This window comes from Escherichia sp. E2661, assembly GCF_004745185.1.
Lineage (GTDB): Bacteria > Pseudomonadota > Gammaproteobacteria > Enterobacterales > Enterobacteriaceae > Escherichia.
Window position 1 is genome coordinate 119,518 of the sequence record NZ_PDIG01000019.1, and the last position, 17,376, is coordinate 136,893.

The window sequence follows — 17,376 nt, forward strand, 5'->3', positions numbered from 1 at the left end:
GCAAATTTACCGCACAGTTTACGTCGAAGCGGCAGATAAACGCCATAATGTTATACATATCACTCTAAAATGTTTTTTCAATGTTACCCAAAGCGCGATTCTTTGCTAATATGTTCGATAACGAGCATTTATGAGCTTTAACGAAAGTGAATGAGGGCAGCATGGAAACCAAAGATCTGATTGTGATAGGTGGCGGCATCAATGGTGCTGGTATCGCGGCAGACGCCGCTGGACGCGGTTTATCCGTGCTGATGCTGGAGGCGCAGGATCTCGCTTGCGCGACCTCTTCCGCCAGTTCAAAACTCATTCACGGTGGCCTGCGCTACCTTGAGCACTATGAATTCCGACTGGTCAGCGAGGCGCTGGCCGAACGTGAAGTGCTACTGAAAATGGCCCCGCATATCGCCTTCCCGATGCGTTTTCGCTTGCCGCATCGTCCGCATCTGCGCCCGGCGTGGATGATTCGGATTGGTCTGTTTATGTACGATCATCTGGGTAAACGCACCAGCCTGCCGGGATCAACCGGTTTGCGTTTTGGCGCAAACTCAGTGTTAAAACCGGAAATTAAGCGCGGATTCGAATATTCCGACTGTTGGGTTGACGACGCCCGTCTGGTACTCGCCAACGCCCAGATGGTGGTGCGTAAAGGCGGCGAAGTGCTTACTCGTACTCGTGCCACTTCTGCTCGCCGCGAAAACGGCCTGTGGATTGTGGAAGCGGAAGATATCGATACCGGTAAAAAATACAGCTGGCAGGCACGCGGCCTGGTGAACGCCACCGGCCCGTGGGTGAAGCAGTTCTTCGACGATGGGATGCATCTGCCTTCGCCTTATGGCATTCGCCTGATCAAAGGCAGCCATATTGTGGTGCCACGCGTGCATACCCAGAAGCAAGCCTACATTCTGCAAAACGAAGATAAACGTATTGTGTTCGTGATCCCATGGATGGACGAGTTTTCCATCATCGGCACCACCGATGTGGAATACAAAGGCGATCCAAAAGCAGTGAAGATTGAAGAGAGTGAAATCAATTACCTGCTGAAAGTGTATAACACGCACTTTAAAAAGCAGCTAAGCCGTGACGATATCGTCTGGACCTACTCCGGCGTGCGCCCGCTGTGTGATGATGAATCCGACTCACCGCAGGCAATCACCCGTGATTACACCCTTGATATCCATGATGAAAACGGCAAAGCACCGCTGCTGTCGGTATTCGGCGGTAAGCTGACCACCTACCGCAAACTGGCGGAACATGCGCTGGAAAAACTGACGCCGTATTATCAGGGTATTGGCCCGGCGTGGACGAAAGAGAGCGTGCTGCCGGGTGGTGCCATTGAAGGCGACCGCGACGATTACGCAGCTCGTCTGCGCCGCCGCTATCCATTCCTGACCGAATCGCTGGCACGTCATTATGCGCGAACGTACGGCAGCAACAGCGAGCTGCTGCTCGGCAATGCGGGGGCGATAAGCGACCTCGGGGAGGATTTCGGTCATGAGTTCTACGAAGCGGAGCTGAAATATCTGGTGGATCACGAATGGGTCCGTCGCGCCGACGATGCCCTGTGGCGTCGCACAAAACAAGGCATGTGGCTGAATGCGGAACAACAGTCTCGTGTGAGTCAGTGGCTGGTGGAGTATACGCAGCAGAAGTTGTCGCTGGCGTCGTAAATTAACGTAAGGTGGTCAGGTCAGATTTCAATCTGACCTGAGACTGATGATAAACAAAAAAACTGCCTGATGCGCTACGCTTATCAGGCCTACGTGGTTTATGCAATATATTGAATTTACATGGTTTTATAGGCCGAATAAGGCGTTCACGCCGTATCCGGCATGAGCAAAGCGCACTTTGTCAACAATCTGAGGTCAATTTTCAATCTAACCTACTTTTTGATTCAAGGAATTACCGCAAAGCCCACGCAATCATACCCAACGTAGCAAAACTCAGACACATTACCCACTCGCCCCACTTCTTCCTCTGACTTCTATTTTTGCTACGCCACTGGCAATAATATCCCAACGCAAAACCAAGCTGTGCACTTATCGGACCGACAAAGCCAGTCCACGGTTGGGACCAAAATGGCGAAAAATTCAGTGGGAGCCAGACGACTGTCAGAAAGAAACTGCGCATATTTTCCAGCAAAGCAATTTGCGCTGGCGCGACATAAAAAATGATATTCCACAGGAGCAACCAGAAATAAACTGGTGCAAATACCAGCCAACAATGGAGTCTGCTTTTCAATTCAGATTGAGTTCTGCGAGCAAATTGCCAACCGACGCAGCACATTACACAGAAGAAAAGCGCATATTCGACCGATAACCAAAGTTGTAATTCCAGAAATGAAATACGCCTGATCATGAGCGGGATAGAGAACAGTATCTCCCCCAGAAAACTCAGCGTTATAACAGAAGCAGCCAGCGCAACTACCGTCGGCCATATCAACAACGGTACAATAATAAAGCCGAGAATTAGCGGGGGAATATAAAGTCTGATTTTATTCATCTTTATTGCCCTGGTGATTCGGATGATGCGTCATACATCGCGCATAAACACTCATCTATCATCCAGTCATCTTCCCAGACCTGATATCGTGTGCCCTGTTCAGGCTGCCTAAGCGGGTTCTCAATCGCTTGCCGCGAGCGTTCTTTCAGGATGGATTGATTGTTGTCAGCCCAGGTATTGATTTGGGCGGTAATAGCTTTATCGTCATCATCCTGCTCAAAGCTACTATTCTGGATATTCTCTTCCCTGTTATGCCACAGTAAACATGCCACTGACACTGTGGGCTGGTAACCGGGTACAGAGATAACGGCATCAAGCAATGGCGCAAGGGCGATATCGGCACGGAAAAACATTTCCAGCATGTACTGTAATTCGACAGCTTCATCGCCAGATACCCAATCAGCCATATACTGGCAGGCAAATTGCTGCAATATCGCCAGTTCATCCGCACGCCAGTTTGCTTTATTAGCCAGGTTGATACGGCGCAGAGAAAAGACTTCGTGAATATTGTCAAAATACCCCTGCGCAACAAATTCCAGTAGACGCGGCAGAAAATAACGGACTTCATCGCTGTTTTGCGGATCAGGACCAGGACTACTATTCCAGGCATTGATTAAAGAATAAGGGATCGCTCGTAACGATGTATTCCGTAATGCCTTTTGTTCCTGCTGACTCAGGCAATATTCACAACAAACCACAAATTGCTTCGGCACCGGATAACGGCGAAAGGTGTAATATATCTGCTCAATTAATGCCTGCATGGCGGGGCTGGGTTGCATAATTACCCCCTCGCCCGCTGGTCGCGTGTAAACGGTTGATAAACAAAACGAGCATTCGCCGCGTTCAGGCGAATAATGGTAGTATCCATATTATTTCCCTGCTCTAAGGTTGCGTTTTATACAGCGGCACATAGCCCACATCATCTACCAATTGCTGTCCCTGTGGGCTTAAAAACCAATCGACGAATTTCTGCGTTTCCGGCGTGGGGTTTTCGCGCGTCACCATATAAGCATCAATTATATACGGATAAGTGCCGTTACGGATATTTTCCTCTGTAGGCGCAACGCCATTTATAGCCAGCAGTTTGATCTGTTTGCGCATTTTGAGCATATTGTCATTCATACGTGTGACGTAATAGTGGAAGGTGTATCCAATGGAAGACGGCGTATTTTGGTAGTCGGCGACTTCGGTAATTAAACCACCCATAAGATCGATAACAGTGGATTTTTTGGCTGGCAGCATTGGAGTATCTTGCATAACCAGTCCCTTCATAACCGTTTGGCTTCCAGAATCTTCTGGCCGCTGCCAGACTTTTATGCGGTCGTCACTGCCACCCACTTTATTCCAGCGACTCACTTTACCGCTAAAAATGTCTTTGACCTGCTGTTCGCTAAGTGAATTAACCGGGTTTTTGATATCAACGATAAAGACAAAGGCTTCGCGGGCAAACGCGGTATATTTCAGCTTAACGCCCGCTTCTTCTGCACGTTTTTTCTGCCCTTCAGAAGGTTGCGCGACAAAAATAACTGTCGCAGTACCTTTAATCAGACTATCGTAGGATTCAGCTGTTCGGGTTTGCTGTAAACCATACGCCTGCCAGGCCAGCGAGGTTTGATCCGCATCTTTCGGCTCCGGTACTAATTCATAATATGCAGAAGCATACAGCGGGTATAAAGCTGTTGCACCGTACACTCTCGGCCATCTTGTCCAATCTTCGCTGTAACGGAATTCAGGCTGTCCCCGCAGAGACGTCAGGCCATGGCTCTCTTCTTCCCTGACGCTGTTATAGTACCCTTTCCGGTCGGCGCATCCCGCCAGTAATACTGCACCTAACAGTAAAACGCCTGTGAATTTATTCATCGCGCTGATTCCTTTCCCTCGAGGGTTATTTCATTGTTGGATACATCGGCACATATCCCACATCTTCCACCAGGCACTGCCCTACCGATGGCTAAAAGCGGGCTAATCCGTTTCTGTACTGACTCATACATCACTGGTATTCCACCCGCAAAACAGCCAGGGCATTATAACGACCCGCAGCGGGTAGTCGCCCTGTGGTACTAACGGGTAGAGACAGAAAAGTCACGTCTGCTGTCTGAGCTGACTCAGCTCGGTTTTCAATTAACTTAAATGGCACACCAACATGCGCAGCAAGGGCGTTCAAGTCTACGGATTCCTGTTGGCTATCCATAATCATAATGCCAACGTCTGGGTTATCCTCCGCCTGAATAATGCTTTGCCGGCCATTAACATCTCTCGTTGATGAAATATTGCCATCAAAAACCAGCGTCATTACGGCATCAATATCTTTGTTCGTACAATTGATCGGAATGGTAGTGGCAACAGGAGAAACACCCGTTGGTTTCACTCCAGCGCCAGCCCGACTTAACTCACTAGCCCAGACATCCGGCATATTAACGGTAAAGCTGGTACCCTCATTAATTGTGCAGCCTTGTGGAACCTCAATATTTAAGTTGCCAATATAAGCATTAAATACAGGAACGGGGCCATGTTCAGTTGGGAACTGGCTGACATACAAAGAAACCAGCAATACGTTATTTATTGATATATCGGATATTATTTTTTTATCAAGTCTGATTTTTATATATCCTTCAGTACCTGATGCCCAATTCGATGATTTACTTCTGTCTGCTGGATAATTGGTGCTATAGTTATCGAAAGGTACTGTTTTATCTGTCATTGAACCATTTTTATTATAGAGTTTTATATGTGTCGAGACAGATATTTCATGAGTCAAAGGAATAAATATATCGCTCCCCTGATGATCACCAGATGCTCCCGACGGATCAATCCCAGACACACCAGAAAAATAAACTTCATAATCATCAAGTGAATTGCAATAAGCCTTGTAACGCCCTATGTTCCAGTCCTGTGCTGGTAATACTGTTCCAGGAGAATTATTATTGACATCAGAGACAATCACAGTACCAAAATTATAAGAAAATGTCGCAGGAGTAGTATTATTACCTGGTGAACCAGGATAACAAAAAGCACGATCCCGTCCCATATCTTCAGCATATACGATGTTATAGCAGCTACTGACTAAAAGAATAAACAATATACAAATTGCTTTTATATTTCCCCGAAAATAAGTAAGCATCATGCTTCTCCGGTTATCCATGTATCGCTACTGCACCCATAGCATTATTTTGTAAAACATTTAATTTTACGCTCCAAACAGGTAAAGCATTATTGTAAAGATCCAACGTTTGCCAGTTAATCTCACAATATCCTTGCCGCTGACACCAATCCTGTTGACGATGACTAAATGGTGCGACCATGCCACCATTTATGCTTTTACCATCAATAGATAAATTATAGAGTGTCACATACCAGGGCGTAGGGTTAAAAACAGTGACAACTTCATTGTTTCGCGTCCAGCGTAACTGTTGATAAGCGTCAAGTGGATTACCTGATAACGTCTCCGGGCGATAAAATATTTTCATCCTGTTGCGTACAGCTACCTGGAGTTGATTTTCGTTCTTAAGTTGTGAGTTTTGTTCCTGAGCAGGTAACGCTGCAACATTCAGTATAAATAAACTCTCACGATCTGCAGGTAACTGATCACCCACGCGATTAATTCTTATTTTGGTATTTTTATCTTGTTTAAGTACCAATAATGGTGGTGTGGCAATAAACGCCTTATTTGGTAGTAAAGGTTGGGATTCCAGTGTGCCTTTTAACTGGCGGCCATCATCAGGTGTCACGGAAATTTTAACCAGCATATCTTTACTGGCAGTATTTTTAAGCTCGACCGAAATTGATGACTGCTTTTCTGGGTAAACAAAACGGGTACCGCCAACAACAACTCCTGCCTGCGCATTTGTGCAACATATAAAAAAGCATATCAGCACATTAATCATAAGTGACGATAAAGGAAACTGATGCATTCGCCTCTCCTGGTTGTACATCATTTTTTATAGCTTTATAAGCAGCAAAGAAATGCAATGTATTATCTACCAATGGTGTAAGGGCATAACTTGTACTCTTTATACCATTACTAATACTTTGTTTGTTGTTGTCAAAAATAGCCAGTGCTAACCCCTCGACTGAGCCCTCTTCCAGTTTATATAGGGCCGTGTCTTCACTAACTGATGTTCCATCAAACGTGACATTGGCATGACCGACATCACTGCCACAACGGGTTAACTTTACAGAGAAGCCAACTTTTTTCAGTAACACTCCCTGAATTTCTCACCCTATAACTGGGAACATCAGGCATGTTAACTGTGAAATTTTTAGACTCATCGGCAACAATACAAGTCTTTGCCGTTATTATTCCTTCTATCCGTACAACACCTGTATGTGTTGTATCATCAGCAATGGATGGCATTGATATCACAGAGAATAACAGAGCAATTAAATTCCAGGAGCGCGTCATATTATCCTCACTGATAATCTATATCAAAGTACAACAGCGCATTCGCCTGCCCCGCATGTACGTTTTGCTGAGTTGACTTATAGCGGAGTTTAAAGGCTAAACTGGTATCGCCATTATTATCTAAAATTAATTCTTTGAACCCTGACTCACTATTAATCGCTATAATTTTATCATTGCTATCTAAAATTTCGACGCCCACTCCAGTTGCACTATCTGCACTGGAAGTAAGGCGTAATAAAGTGGTATTAATAGCATCAGTATCTCCAGTAAACCTCACATTAGCACTTACTCCTGAACTATACACAGTACTGGTTGTTGTAGGACATCCTTCCAGATTGATCGTAAATGTATGGCTGCCAGAAACATCCCCTACATTCAAAAAATCATTGACGTCATAAGTTCCCATATTTACTGGCTGATCTTTGCTTCCAGCTGTAATATCACACGTTTTTTGCTAATAATTGTCCTGTAAATGTGACTATTACGGTATCGTTAGCCAGTGCGTTACATGAAATCACCATCATGAATAATGATGTAAAAATTAATAGAATAAATTTCTGTAATATATTCATTAGCGGCACTCCAGATTTGCATAGCTAATGGCATTATCCAGCTCGCTTTCCGGTAATTGATAGCTTGCCTGACATTGCTGATAAGAACTTTCTCCCCACTGTATATTTATTATGCCTTGTAAAGGCAAACCGGAGAGATAAACCTGCCCACTGTCACCCACTATTCCTGTAATCTGAGTGGTCCCCTCAGTGGGTACACTGGCCGTCGCACCAAATGGAACTGATTTATTACGATAGTGAAGATTAAATAAACCACGAATACCGACATGTGCATTAAACTCAGCGCGAACTAAAGCACCTTTACTGGGTATCACTTCCATAGTAGTGGCATCTAATTCTGTATGCATACTCATAGACATAGGGTCTAAAGAGATATTATTACGCCGATATTCCGTGGCATAAGGCACGACAGCATAGCCACGCCAGTCTGTTTTAACCCCCGTTCCGCGCTCCACATTTACATTGTTTGCTCCTGGTGCTTTTATCAGTATATTTGTTTCACCTAACGGCTGACTTAGCGTTAAACCATTTTCGTGAACAACCATGGCACCACTTAAACCATAGTTAAATTGCTGGTTACCATTATTATCGTAGCTGTATCCGGAATTTAGTGAACCATAAGTACCGCGGTAATTTAAACCTACCGATCCATTTCCGCTATTATTCTGATTGGCAAAATTTTGTTGAATATTATAGTTTAGATTATGTTGTTCCAGCAGTGAACCAGATACTCCAGCATACTGATTCACATGACCGCTATTATCTTGACTGTAGCCATAGGTCGCTGTCATAGAATTTGTCGCAGTGCGCCCATCGACTGCTGGTGATAACCAATTACTGATCGGCAATGATATATTGACGGATAAGATTCTGTCCGCATCTGAACCTGGTGATTTGCTGTAGTTATAAGCAATGTTTAAATAAATCCCATGCACACTCGTATTATAGCCAACCTGGTATAAGGTATCTTTATTATTCGTATTCCAGTAAGTTTGTTGACTCGCTGCCAAATACATAGAGCCATATTCGCCCAATGGTTGCGATATATTTGCCTGAAACTTTCCTCTTTTGTTATAACGTAAATTATAAAAATCATTCCAGTTATAAACATAGTCTTTTTCATTAAGGGTATCTGGATCGATAACCGTGCCCGACATTTGTTTGTATGTGGTATCACTCAACGAATAAAACCCCTCCGTCGAGTAGCGATAACCAATAATCTGAAAAGCCGTACCTGTTTGCACTAACGATTTTGAGTATAGAAAACGGTACGATTGCCCTTGATGTTTACTGCCATCAGCAAGTGTGCTATTGGCTTGCGTCAAATCAAATGAGGTCGCACCAAACATACCAAGGTTGAACCCAAGCCCGAGTGCTATTGCCCGATAATTATTAGAGTATTGTATTCCTCCATAGGCGGTAATATCCCAGGGTAACCCCCAAATCAAATCTCCTTGAAAGATATTCGGATTGTTTTGATTATAGCTATTACTACGATATTTACCGGCAGTTGCGGAATATTTAATATGTCCTTCGCGTTGAAGGATGGGTACAGCGGCGTAAGGAATGGTATAGATAGTTTCGGAATTATCAGACTCTTTGATCGTAACTTCCAAATCCCCTGCGGAAGACGTAGGGTTCAGATCGTTGATTTCAAAAGGCCCAGGGGGAGTATAGGTCTGATAAATAACATAACCATTTTGTTTAATCGTTACCTGAGCATTACTTTTAGCAATGCCGCGCACAGTAGGAGCAAAGCCACTTTGGCTATCCGGCAGCATGTTTTCATCGGACTCAAGTTTAGCACCACGAATACTCACGCTGTCGAAAACATCTGATGAAGACCAGGTATCACCCAGTGTTAATTCACTTTTAAAAGGAATAACGACCCGTTGTAACGTACTACTCACATGTGCAATTTTACCCGGTGAATTACCTGAACGACTCCATGTAGAATAATCACGAAAACGCCACGCTCCTAAGTTTAAACCTGAGCGAAGATTTAAATAATAACTATCAGACGCATAGTCTCCACGATCGCTGTTGCCAGAAAAATCATAATTAATAAGAATGGCTGGGATACCATTATCCCATTCCTCAGGTGGGATATAACCACGTGCTTCATGCTTTAATATTGCCTGCGGGAAGGTCAGTTTGAGTCGTTGCGCATCCAGTTCAGGAGTATATTGAACTTCTGCAAACCATATACGCAAATCGAGACAATGATTCCCCTCTGCTTGCGCCTGCTCCGGCAATGCACTTTTGTTTATTCCTAAGGTGACTAACTCATCGAGCGAAAAACAGGGAATCAACTGATTCTGCTCATCAGCTTTGAAAGTGACCTTACGTGATGTCAAAGGCGAATCATTGACCCATATTTCAACCTCATAACTACCTGGCAGATACGTCATCCCTTTCTCAAAACGAGATAAATCAGCAACAGCTTCTGTATCACCCGACAGGAATGCAGGGTTAAAGCGCAAACCAGCCACTGAACACGCAGGCAAAAGTGTCAGTAGAAGCAGCATACACCGCCTCATCTGCTTGTGCCTTGCCATCCTGTGTTCGAGTTTTCTGAGCTTTAGGTTCATATCCCTGACCTGAGTTGCTTTAACGTTTTAATCTTCCAGGTTTATTGCATCGTTCCCTTTTGCCTGGCCGTTGTGGCACCGTAATCATTGATAGTTTGATAAGTAATTTCACCGGCTAACGTCACTGGTGAAGACACTGTTACGTCACTTTTCGGTGGAACAAACGCATTAGGTAATTTTGCCCCTTGCACCCTGATTCCAGTCACCGTCAGATAATAGGGAGAAGGGTTAATGACTCTCAGCTGTTTACCTTCGTATTTAAATCGCAGCATATCCCGTGCTTTACCAGCCTGAACGGGTAAATTAGTCGGACGGTAAAATAATTTAATTCTGTTTTGTAACGCCAGTTGTAACGTGTTTTTCTGGGTATTCTTCTCATCCGTTGGCGGAATCGCTTTCACATTCATCCAGAATAATGTTTCGCGATCAGTCGGTAACTGTGATTTACCAATAAACATTATCCTCAATGAGGCTTCTTTTCGCGTTGGCAACATAAATAAAGGAGGCGTAACCACAAAATCCTGACTTTTTTTTACTGCTTTTATTGTCATCAATCCATGACTGGATTAAATAGCTGGTGTTAGCCCCACCATTCTGTACACTTAACGTAATTTGCTGACTGTCAGATGGATAAACCAGACGCGTAGAACCAAGACCGAAGCCACCCGCAGCAATAGCATTGATAGATATGGCGGATAGTAAAAATAGAGCACCGGCCCTTATGACATAATGAGCCTTCTGCAAAGAATTAATGTTTCTATTCGTAAAACATTTATTTTTTGAAATCCATCTCATACTGCATCCTTGTAGATGAAATTAATTGTAATTACTGATACGAGTCTATTTATTACAAATAAACACGTAATATTAATTTCAGGCTACAAGTAACTGTAACCTGAAATTATCTTGCTGTAATTATTCGTACAGCACGACGAAACTTGCCGTCGATTTCACCAGACCTGGTGCAACGGTACTACCGTTCTGCGCATAGCCCGCGGTAAATGCCGCAGTAAAATCATGAGTGGCTGCATCGCCAGGAATCACGTAGGCTGCCGAAGAACTACTCCCCTGAGGAGTTTGTGTATTCAGTTTAATCAGACCGTCAGCTGTAGTGTTTTTAGAATAAATACGAATCCCTACACCTGTTGCACCTGCTTCGCCAGTACTATCAGCATCAGCGGCCCCTTCAACTTCATTGGCAAGCGTCTGGTTGGCACTGTCTGCTACGCCAGTAAAACGAAATTCAATGTTTTGACTGTCCGTATTGCTACAGTCGGTCAGTTTAATGTTGAAGTCAGTCTGGTTACTGGCGCCCGTCGCTTCGGTATCAATGCCCGTGAAAGCGTTAGAAGGTACGACTGGCAGTACTACTTCAATCTGTTTCGATTCTGTAGCAACCTTACACGTCGCTTTAACCACTCGACCAGTAAAGCGAATGTTTCCGCCCATCGCATCAGTGTTGTCATCCATATCGGTGAGTTTTGGATAATCAACGGTGCTCCAGTCTGTATCCGCACCACCAAATTGTGATGCATCGCCTGGCGCAGCAGTTACCGCAGTTGACATCAGCATACCTGATGCGAGTAAAACTACGGATAAATTAGATAGATTGAATTTCATTTATACCTTTCCTTTTGTTAAAAAATCCAAGCAATATTGGCGATTATTTTTACATTCAGCTTTAACAAATCACATTATTTAAATGAATAAAGCTGGTGTGGTTAATCCCAGAAAAATTAAGAGATAGAATGGCTGGAAAATATTATATGAGCTGCTTGGTAATGTAACTAAAAGAATCAATACTCGCAATAATTGACTTTATATAAAAATACAGTCATTTGAAAACAAAGGAGTTTATTTTATAAAGAAGAACTGAGGAGTGAGTAAATATATAAACACGACAAATGATTTATTATTTATTTATAATGTTCGTTATATGTAATATTCCCTGATGAGATACCTTATTAATAAATAATAAATATTAATTATATATTGATAGCATATGTAAATTTTCATGACATTTTGTTTATCTGATATAAAAATGCCGTGTGCCCATTAACGATAGCTTTATGGGAACACACGGCAGTTATCACTTTACGAACTTACAATCTCACTGGATCAATATGCCAGATATGATCGGCGTACTCTTTTATCGTACGGTCTGAAGAGAAGTAGCCCATATTGGCGATGTTCAGCATCGCTTTGGCAGTCCACTCTTCCTGACGCTCGTAGAGTTCGTCGACTTTATCCTGACAATCGACATAGCTGCGATAATCCGCCAGTACCTGGTAGTGATCGCCGAAGTTGATCAGCGAATCAACCAGATCGCGATAGCGTCCCGGATCTTCCGGACTGAATACACCGCTGCCGATTTGCGTCAGCACCTGATGCAGCTCTTCATCTTTCTCGTAGTATTCACGCGGTTTGTAACCCTGACGACGCAGTTCTTCCACTTCTTCCGCTGTGTTACCAAAGATAAAGATATTGTCATCACCGACATGATCCAGCATCTCGACGTTCGCACCGTCCAGCGTACCGATAGTCAGCGCGCCGTTAAGGGCAAACTTCATGTTACTGGTGCCGGAGGCTTCCGTCCCCGCCAGCGAAATCTGTTCAGACAGATCGGCCGCCGGAATGATCAACTGCGCCAGACTAACGCTGTAGTTCGGGATAAACACCACTTTCAACTTGTCGCCAATCTGCGGATCGTTGTTGATCACTTTAGCTACATCGTTGATCAAATGGATAATGTGCTTCGCCATGTAATAAGCCGAAGCAGCCTTGCCGCCAAAAATATTCACGCGCGGCACCCAATTAGCATCCGGATCGGCCTTGATACGGTTATAACGAGTGATAACGTGCAACACATTCATCAATTGACGTTTGTATTCGTGAATACGTTTGATCTGCACATCAAACAGCGCCTTCGGATTCACCACCACATTCAACTGCTGGGCGATGTACTCGGCCAGACGTTTTTTGTTATCCAGCTTCGCCTGATGCACCGCATGGTTGACCATCGGGAAATCACAATGCTGTTGCAGCTCGCTCAGCAGGCTAAGGTCGGTGCGCCAGTTACGGCCCAGGTGTTCGTCCAGCACAGCTGAAAGCGATGGGTTCGCTACCGCCAGCCAGCGACGCGGCGTCACACCGTTGGTAACGTTGGTGAAACGACCCGGGAAGATTTTCGCAAAATCAGCAAACAGCGACTGCACCATCAAGTTAGAGTGCAACTCTGAAACACCGTTAACTTTATGACTCACGACAACCGCCAGCCAGGCCATCCGCACACGACGCCCGTTGGATTCATCAATGATTGACGCCCGTCCCAGCAGGTCAGTGTCGTTCGGATACTGCTCTTGCAAGGTTTTCAGGAAATAGTCATTGATTTCAAAGATTATCTGCAAGTGACGCGGCAGAATTTTACCCAGCATATCGACCGGCCAGGTTTCCAGCGCCTCGCTCATCAGCGTGTGGTTGGTGTAAGAGAAGACCTCGCAGCACACTTCAAAAGCGTCATCCCAGCTGAATTTATGCTCGTCAATCAGCAGACGCATCAATTCAGGAATCGACAGCACCGGATGGGTGTCATTGAGATGAATCGCGATTTTATCTGCCAGATTATCGTAGGTTTTATGCAGCTGATAATGGCGGCTTAAAATGTCCTGAATGGTCGAGGAAACCAGGAAGTATTCCTGACGCAGACGCAGTTCACGCCCGGAATAAGTGGAGTCGTCCGGGTACAGTACGCGAGATACGTTCTCGGAGTGGTTTTTGTCTTCCACCGCCGCGAAGTAGTCCCCCTGGTTGAATTTACCCAGGTTAATTTCGCTACTGGCTTGTGCGCTCCACAAACGCAGGGTATTAGTTGCGTCAGTGTCATAGCCGGGGATTATCTGGTCATAAGCAACGGCCAGAATTTCTTCAGTTTCAATCCAGCGAGTTTTCTTGCCTTCTTGCTGAATACGTCCACCAAAACGCACTTTGTAGCGCGTATTGTGTCGTTTAAATTCCCACGGGTTGCCGTACTCCAGCCAGTAGTCCGGTGACTCTTTCTGACTGCCGTTAACAATGTTCTGCTTGAACATGCCGTAGTCGTAACGAATACCGTAGCCGCGACCTGGCAACCCTAAAGTCGCCAGTGAATCCAGGAAGCAAGCTGCCAGACGTCCCAGACCACCATTCCCGAGGCCCGGGTCATTTTCTTCATCAATCAACTCTTCGAGATTTAACCCCATCGACTCCAGCGCCCCCTGAACATCGTCATAAATACCTAACGACAACATGGCGTTGGAGAGAGTACGGCCAATCAAAAACTCCATCGACAGGTAGTAAACCTGGCGAGTTTCTTGCGACAGTTGGGCACGGTTCGAGCGCAACCAACGCTCCACGAGACGATCGCGCACAGCAAATAACGTTGCGTTCAGCCACTCATGTTTATTGGCAACGACAGGATCCTTTCCAATCGTAAACATCAGCTTATAAGCGATAGAGTGCTTAAGCGCTTCTACGCTAAGGGTGGGCGATGAATATGTAAACGGAGCATTCATATAGGCGTTTCCTGAAAACTATTTCAAGCGATAGTAAAGCTCACGGTACGACTTCGCCGCGACCTGCCAGCTAAAATCCATTGCCATAGCCTGACGTTGCACAAACCGCCAAAGTGAAGGACGGGACCAAAGTACAAAAGCACGTCGAATAGCCCGTAACAGCGACCAGGCATTACTATCTTCAAAGACAAACCCACTGGCGACGCCATCTGCGAGGTTCTCTAGAGAACTGTCAGAGACTGTATCAGCAAGCCCACCGGTACGCCGCACCAAAGGCAGCGTGCCGTACTTCAATCCATAAAGTTGTGTTAAACCGCACGGTTCAAAACGACTGGGCACCAGAATGACGTCCGCGCCGCCCATAATGCGATGCGAAAATGCTTCGTGATAACCAATCTGTACACCAACCTGACCGGGGGTGTTCCGCTGCTGCAGCAAGGAAACCTTCCTGCAATACCGGATCGCCCGCGCCGAGCAGCGCCAGTTGTCCGCCCTGTTCCAGAAGGCCCGGTAAGGCTTCTAACACCAGATCCAGGCCTTTCTGGCTGGTCAGACGGCTCACCACTGCAAAAAGCGGCACTTTATCGTCAACCTTAAGCCCCATTGCGATTTGCAACTGGCGCTTATTCTCCGCTTTATCCTCCAATGAATCGCGGGTGTAACGCGAGGCTAAAAGTAAGTCCGTCTCTGGACTCCAGATTTTCTCGTCCACGCCGTTCAGTACGCCGGAAAGTCGTCCTTCACGATGACGCTGCTGAAGTAAACCTTCCATACCGTAGGCAAACTGTGGTTCAGTAATCTCGCGAGCGTAGGTCGGACTAACCGCTGTAATATGGTCAGCGTAATACAGTCCGGCTTTCAGGAAAGAGATTTGCCCGTTGAACTCCAGCCCATGAACATTAAAGAATGACCATGGCAATTGGATGTCATTCATGTGATGTGCATAAAACATGCCTTGATAGGCCAGATTGTGCACAGTAAACACAGACTTCGCCGGACGCCCGCGTGCCGCCAGATACGCAGGCGCAAGGCCTGCATGCCAGTCGTGCGCGTGCACTACATCAGGGCGCCAGAATGGGTCCAGCCCACTGGCCATTTCTGCCCCGACCCACCCCAACAGCGCAAAACGCAACACGTTGTCGGTGTAGGCAAATAAGTTGGTATCGTGATACGGGCTTCCGGGACGATCGTAGAGATGCGGTGCATCAATCAGGTAAATGCCAACCCCGTTGTAATGCCCAAACAGCAGCGTGAAATGTCCGGCAAAGGTATCACGACGAGATACCACCTGCGCATCGGTCACGCCACGGCGAATATCGGGAAATGCAGGCAACAGTACGCGAGCGTCAACGCCGTCTGCGATTTGTGCTGCGGGTAATGCCCCAATAACATCAGCCAGACCGCCGGTTTTAAGCAGCGGGAACATCTCTGAACATACATGTAAAACCTGCATTATCGCTCCTGTTTATACCCTAACTTCCGTAGCATTTCGCGCGTAACCAGCACGATGCCTTCTTCTGAACGATAGAAACGACGTGCATCTTCCTCTGCATCCTCACCAATCACCATGCCTTCCGGAATGACACAAGCGCGGTCAATGACACAGCGGCGCAGACGGCACGAGCGACCTACCCATACTTCCGGTAACAATACGGCGGAATCAATGTTGCAGAATGAATTAACACGAACGCGTGAGAACAGAACGGACTGCACCACCACTGAACCAGAGATTACACAACCGCCGGAAACCAGTGAGTTAAGGGTCATCCCATGACTACCGGAGCGATCCTGAACGAATTTCGCTGGTGGCAATGATTCATTGTAGGTGCGAATTGGCCAGTTGCGATCGTACATATCCAGTTCCGGCACCACAGAGGCCAGATCAAGGTTCGCTTTCCAGTAAGCTTCCAGCGTACCCACATCGCGCCAGTACGGCTCGGCGTCTGGGTCAGACTGTACGCAAGAGAGAGGGAATGGATGCGCATAAGCCAGGCCTGCTTCGGTGATCTTTGGAATCAAATCTTTACCAAAGTCGTGGCTGGAGTTTTCATCACGATCGTCTTCTTCCAGCAATTCATATAGATAGTCGGCGTCAAAGACGTAGATACCCATACTCGCCAGAGATTTGCTCGGATCGTTTGGCATTGATGGCGGGTTAGCCGGTTTTTCAACAAATTCGATAATTTTATCGTTTTCATCGACTGCCATAACGCCAAATGCAGAGGCTTCTTCAATCGGTACTGGCATACAAGCAACAGTACAACGCGCACCTTTTTCGACGTGGTCGATAAGCATTCGCGAGTAGTCTTGCTTGTAGATGTGGTCACCAGCCAGGATCACCACATACTCCGCTTTATAGCGGCGGATGATATCGAGGTTTTGAGTGACCGCGTCTGCGGTACCGCGATACCAGTTTTCCCCTTTCATTCTCTGCTGCGCGGGCAGCAGGTCGACAAACTCGTTCATTTCTTCATTGAAGAACGACCAGCCGCGCTGAATATGCTGCACCAGGGTGTGAGACTGGTACTGGGTGATCACGCCCATACGACGGATCCCAGAGTTGATGCAGTTGGACAGCGCAAAGTCGATAATGCGGAACTTACCGCCGAAGTGTACGGCAGGCTTTGCTCTCTTATTGGTTAAATCCTTCAGGCGAGTACCACGTCCTCCCGCCAGTATCAGGGCAACAGATTTCAATGGCAGCTGGCGCGCCAACATTAAGTGATCGTTCTTCTCTAAACTAACCATGACTAACTCCTTTT

At 46.0% G+C, this 17,376-nt stretch carries 10 protein-coding genes and 4 pseudogenes; 1 reads left to right on the top strand and 13 read right to left on the bottom strand.

Features of this window, described 5'->3' with window-relative positions:
- Positions 1-161 precede the first annotated feature (161 nt).
- On the top strand, positions 162-1,667 hold the full coding sequence (glpD, locus tag CRI63_RS10160; protein ID WP_000448125.1) for a glycerol-3-phosphate dehydrogenase: 1,506 nt from the start codon (positions 162-164) through the stop codon (positions 1,665-1,667).
- 232 nt (positions 1,668-1,899) lie between these two features.
- Here the strand turns inward: glpD and CRI63_RS10165 are convergent, their stop codons facing one another.
- The 13 genes and pseudogenes from CRI63_RS10165 to glgC form a co-directional block, all read right to left on the bottom strand.
- The gene (locus CRI63_RS10165; RefSeq protein WP_135519429.1) at positions 1,900-2,499 is read right to left on the bottom strand and encodes a hypothetical protein; all 600 of its coding nucleotides are present in this window, start codon (positions 2,497-2,499) and stop codon (positions 1,900-1,902) included.
- Between the two features lie 2 nt (positions 2,500-2,501).
- Positions 2,502-3,278 (bottom strand): hypothetical protein, encoded by a 777-nt coding sequence (locus tag CRI63_RS10170; RefSeq protein ID WP_135405496.1) that lies wholly within the window; start codon positions 3,276-3,278, stop codon positions 2,502-2,504.
- A gap of 103 nt (positions 3,279-3,381) precedes the next feature.
- Entirely contained in the window at positions 3,382-4,359 is a 978-nt protein-coding gene (locus CRI63_RS10175; protein WP_135519431.1) for a PstS family phosphate ABC transporter substrate-binding protein, read from the bottom strand.
- 130 nt (positions 4,360-4,489) lie between these two features.
- Positions 4,490-5,620: a fimbrial protein gene (locus CRI63_RS10180; RefSeq protein WP_135519596.1), complete on the bottom strand. Its 1,131-nt coding sequence runs from the start codon at positions 5,618-5,620 to the stop codon at positions 4,490-4,492.
- Positions 5,621-5,633: 13 nt separating this feature from the next.
- Positions 5,634-6,410, bottom strand: a complete 777-nt coding sequence (locus CRI63_RS10185; RefSeq protein WP_135519433.1) for a molecular chaperone — start codon at positions 6,408-6,410, stop codon at positions 5,634-5,636.
- Positions 6,376-6,901 (bottom strand): annotated as a pseudogene (locus tag CRI63_RS10190) (fimbrial protein). The gene CRI63_RS10185 and the pseudogene CRI63_RS10190 overlap by 35 nt, the downstream one beginning before the upstream one ends.
- Positions 6,902-6,908: 7 nt before the next feature.
- Positions 6,909-7,473: pseudogene (locus CRI63_RS10195) on the bottom strand (fimbrial protein).
- Complete coding sequence (locus CRI63_RS10200) at positions 7,473-10,064, bottom strand: fimbrial biogenesis usher protein (protein ID WP_167852307.1); 2,592 nt, start codon at positions 10,062-10,064, stop codon at positions 7,473-7,475. The pseudogene CRI63_RS10195 and the gene CRI63_RS10200 overlap by 1 nt, the downstream one beginning before the upstream one ends.
- 41 nt (positions 10,065-10,105) lie before the next feature.
- A pseudogene (locus CRI63_RS24365) lies at positions 10,106-10,859 on the bottom strand (fimbria/pilus periplasmic chaperone).
- Between the two features lie 120 nt (positions 10,860-10,979).
- The gene (locus CRI63_RS10210) at positions 10,980-11,684 is read right to left on the bottom strand and encodes a fimbrial protein (RefSeq protein WP_135519435.1); all 705 of its coding nucleotides are present in this window, start codon (positions 11,682-11,684) and stop codon (positions 10,980-10,982) included.
- 482 nt (positions 11,685-12,166) lie between these two features.
- Positions 12,167-14,614: a glycogen phosphorylase gene (glgP, locus tag CRI63_RS10215; RefSeq protein ID WP_130221371.1), complete on the bottom strand. Its 2,448-nt coding sequence runs from the start codon at positions 14,612-14,614 to the stop codon at positions 12,167-12,169.
- 18 nt (positions 14,615-14,632) lie between these two features.
- Positions 14,633-16,067 (bottom strand): annotated as a pseudogene (glgA, locus tag CRI63_RS10220) (glycogen synthase GlgA).
- Positions 16,067-17,362, bottom strand: a complete 1,296-nt coding sequence (glgC, locus tag CRI63_RS10225) for a glucose-1-phosphate adenylyltransferase (protein WP_130217714.1) — start codon at positions 17,360-17,362, stop codon at positions 16,067-16,069. The pseudogene glgA and the gene glgC overlap by 1 nt, the downstream one beginning before the upstream one ends.
- Between the last annotated feature and the right edge of the window lie 14 nt (positions 17,363-17,376).

Bases quoted from the DNA above. Each gene is read 5' to 3' on its own strand.
- CRI63_RS10200 (WP_167852307.1), bottom strand. From the start codon at position 10,064: ATGAACCTAAAGCTCAGAAAACTCGAACACAGGATGGCAAGGCACAAG.
- CRI63_RS10165 (WP_135519429.1), bottom strand. From the start codon at position 2,499: ATGAATAAAATCAGACTTTATATTCCCCCGCTAATTCTCGGCTTTATT.
- glpD (WP_000448125.1), top strand. From the start codon at position 162: ATGGAAACCAAAGATCTGATTGTGATAGGTGGCGGCATCAATGGTGCT.
- CRI63_RS10185 (WP_135519433.1), bottom strand. From the start codon at position 6,410: ATGCATCAGTTTCCTTTATCGTCACTTATGATTAATGTGCTGATATGC.
- glgP (WP_130221371.1), bottom strand. From the start codon at position 14,614: ATGAATGCTCCGTTTACATATTCATCGCCCACCCTTAGCGTAGAAGCG.
- CRI63_RS10170 (WP_135405496.1), bottom strand. From the start codon at position 3,278: ATGCAACCCAGCCCCGCCATGCAGGCATTAATTGAGCAGATATATTAC.
- CRI63_RS10210 (WP_135519435.1), bottom strand. From the start codon at position 11,684: ATGAAATTCAATCTATCTAATTTATCCGTAGTTTTACTCGCATCAGGT.
- glgC (WP_130217714.1), bottom strand. From the start codon at position 17,362: ATGGTTAGTTTAGAGAAGAACGATCACTTAATGTTGGCGCGCCAGCTG.
- CRI63_RS10175 (WP_135519431.1), bottom strand. From the start codon at position 4,359: ATGAATAAATTCACAGGCGTTTTACTGTTAGGTGCAGTATTACTGGCG.
- CRI63_RS10180 (WP_135519596.1), bottom strand. From the start codon at position 5,620: ATGCTTACTTATTTTCGGGGAAATATAAAAGCAATTTGTATATTGTTT.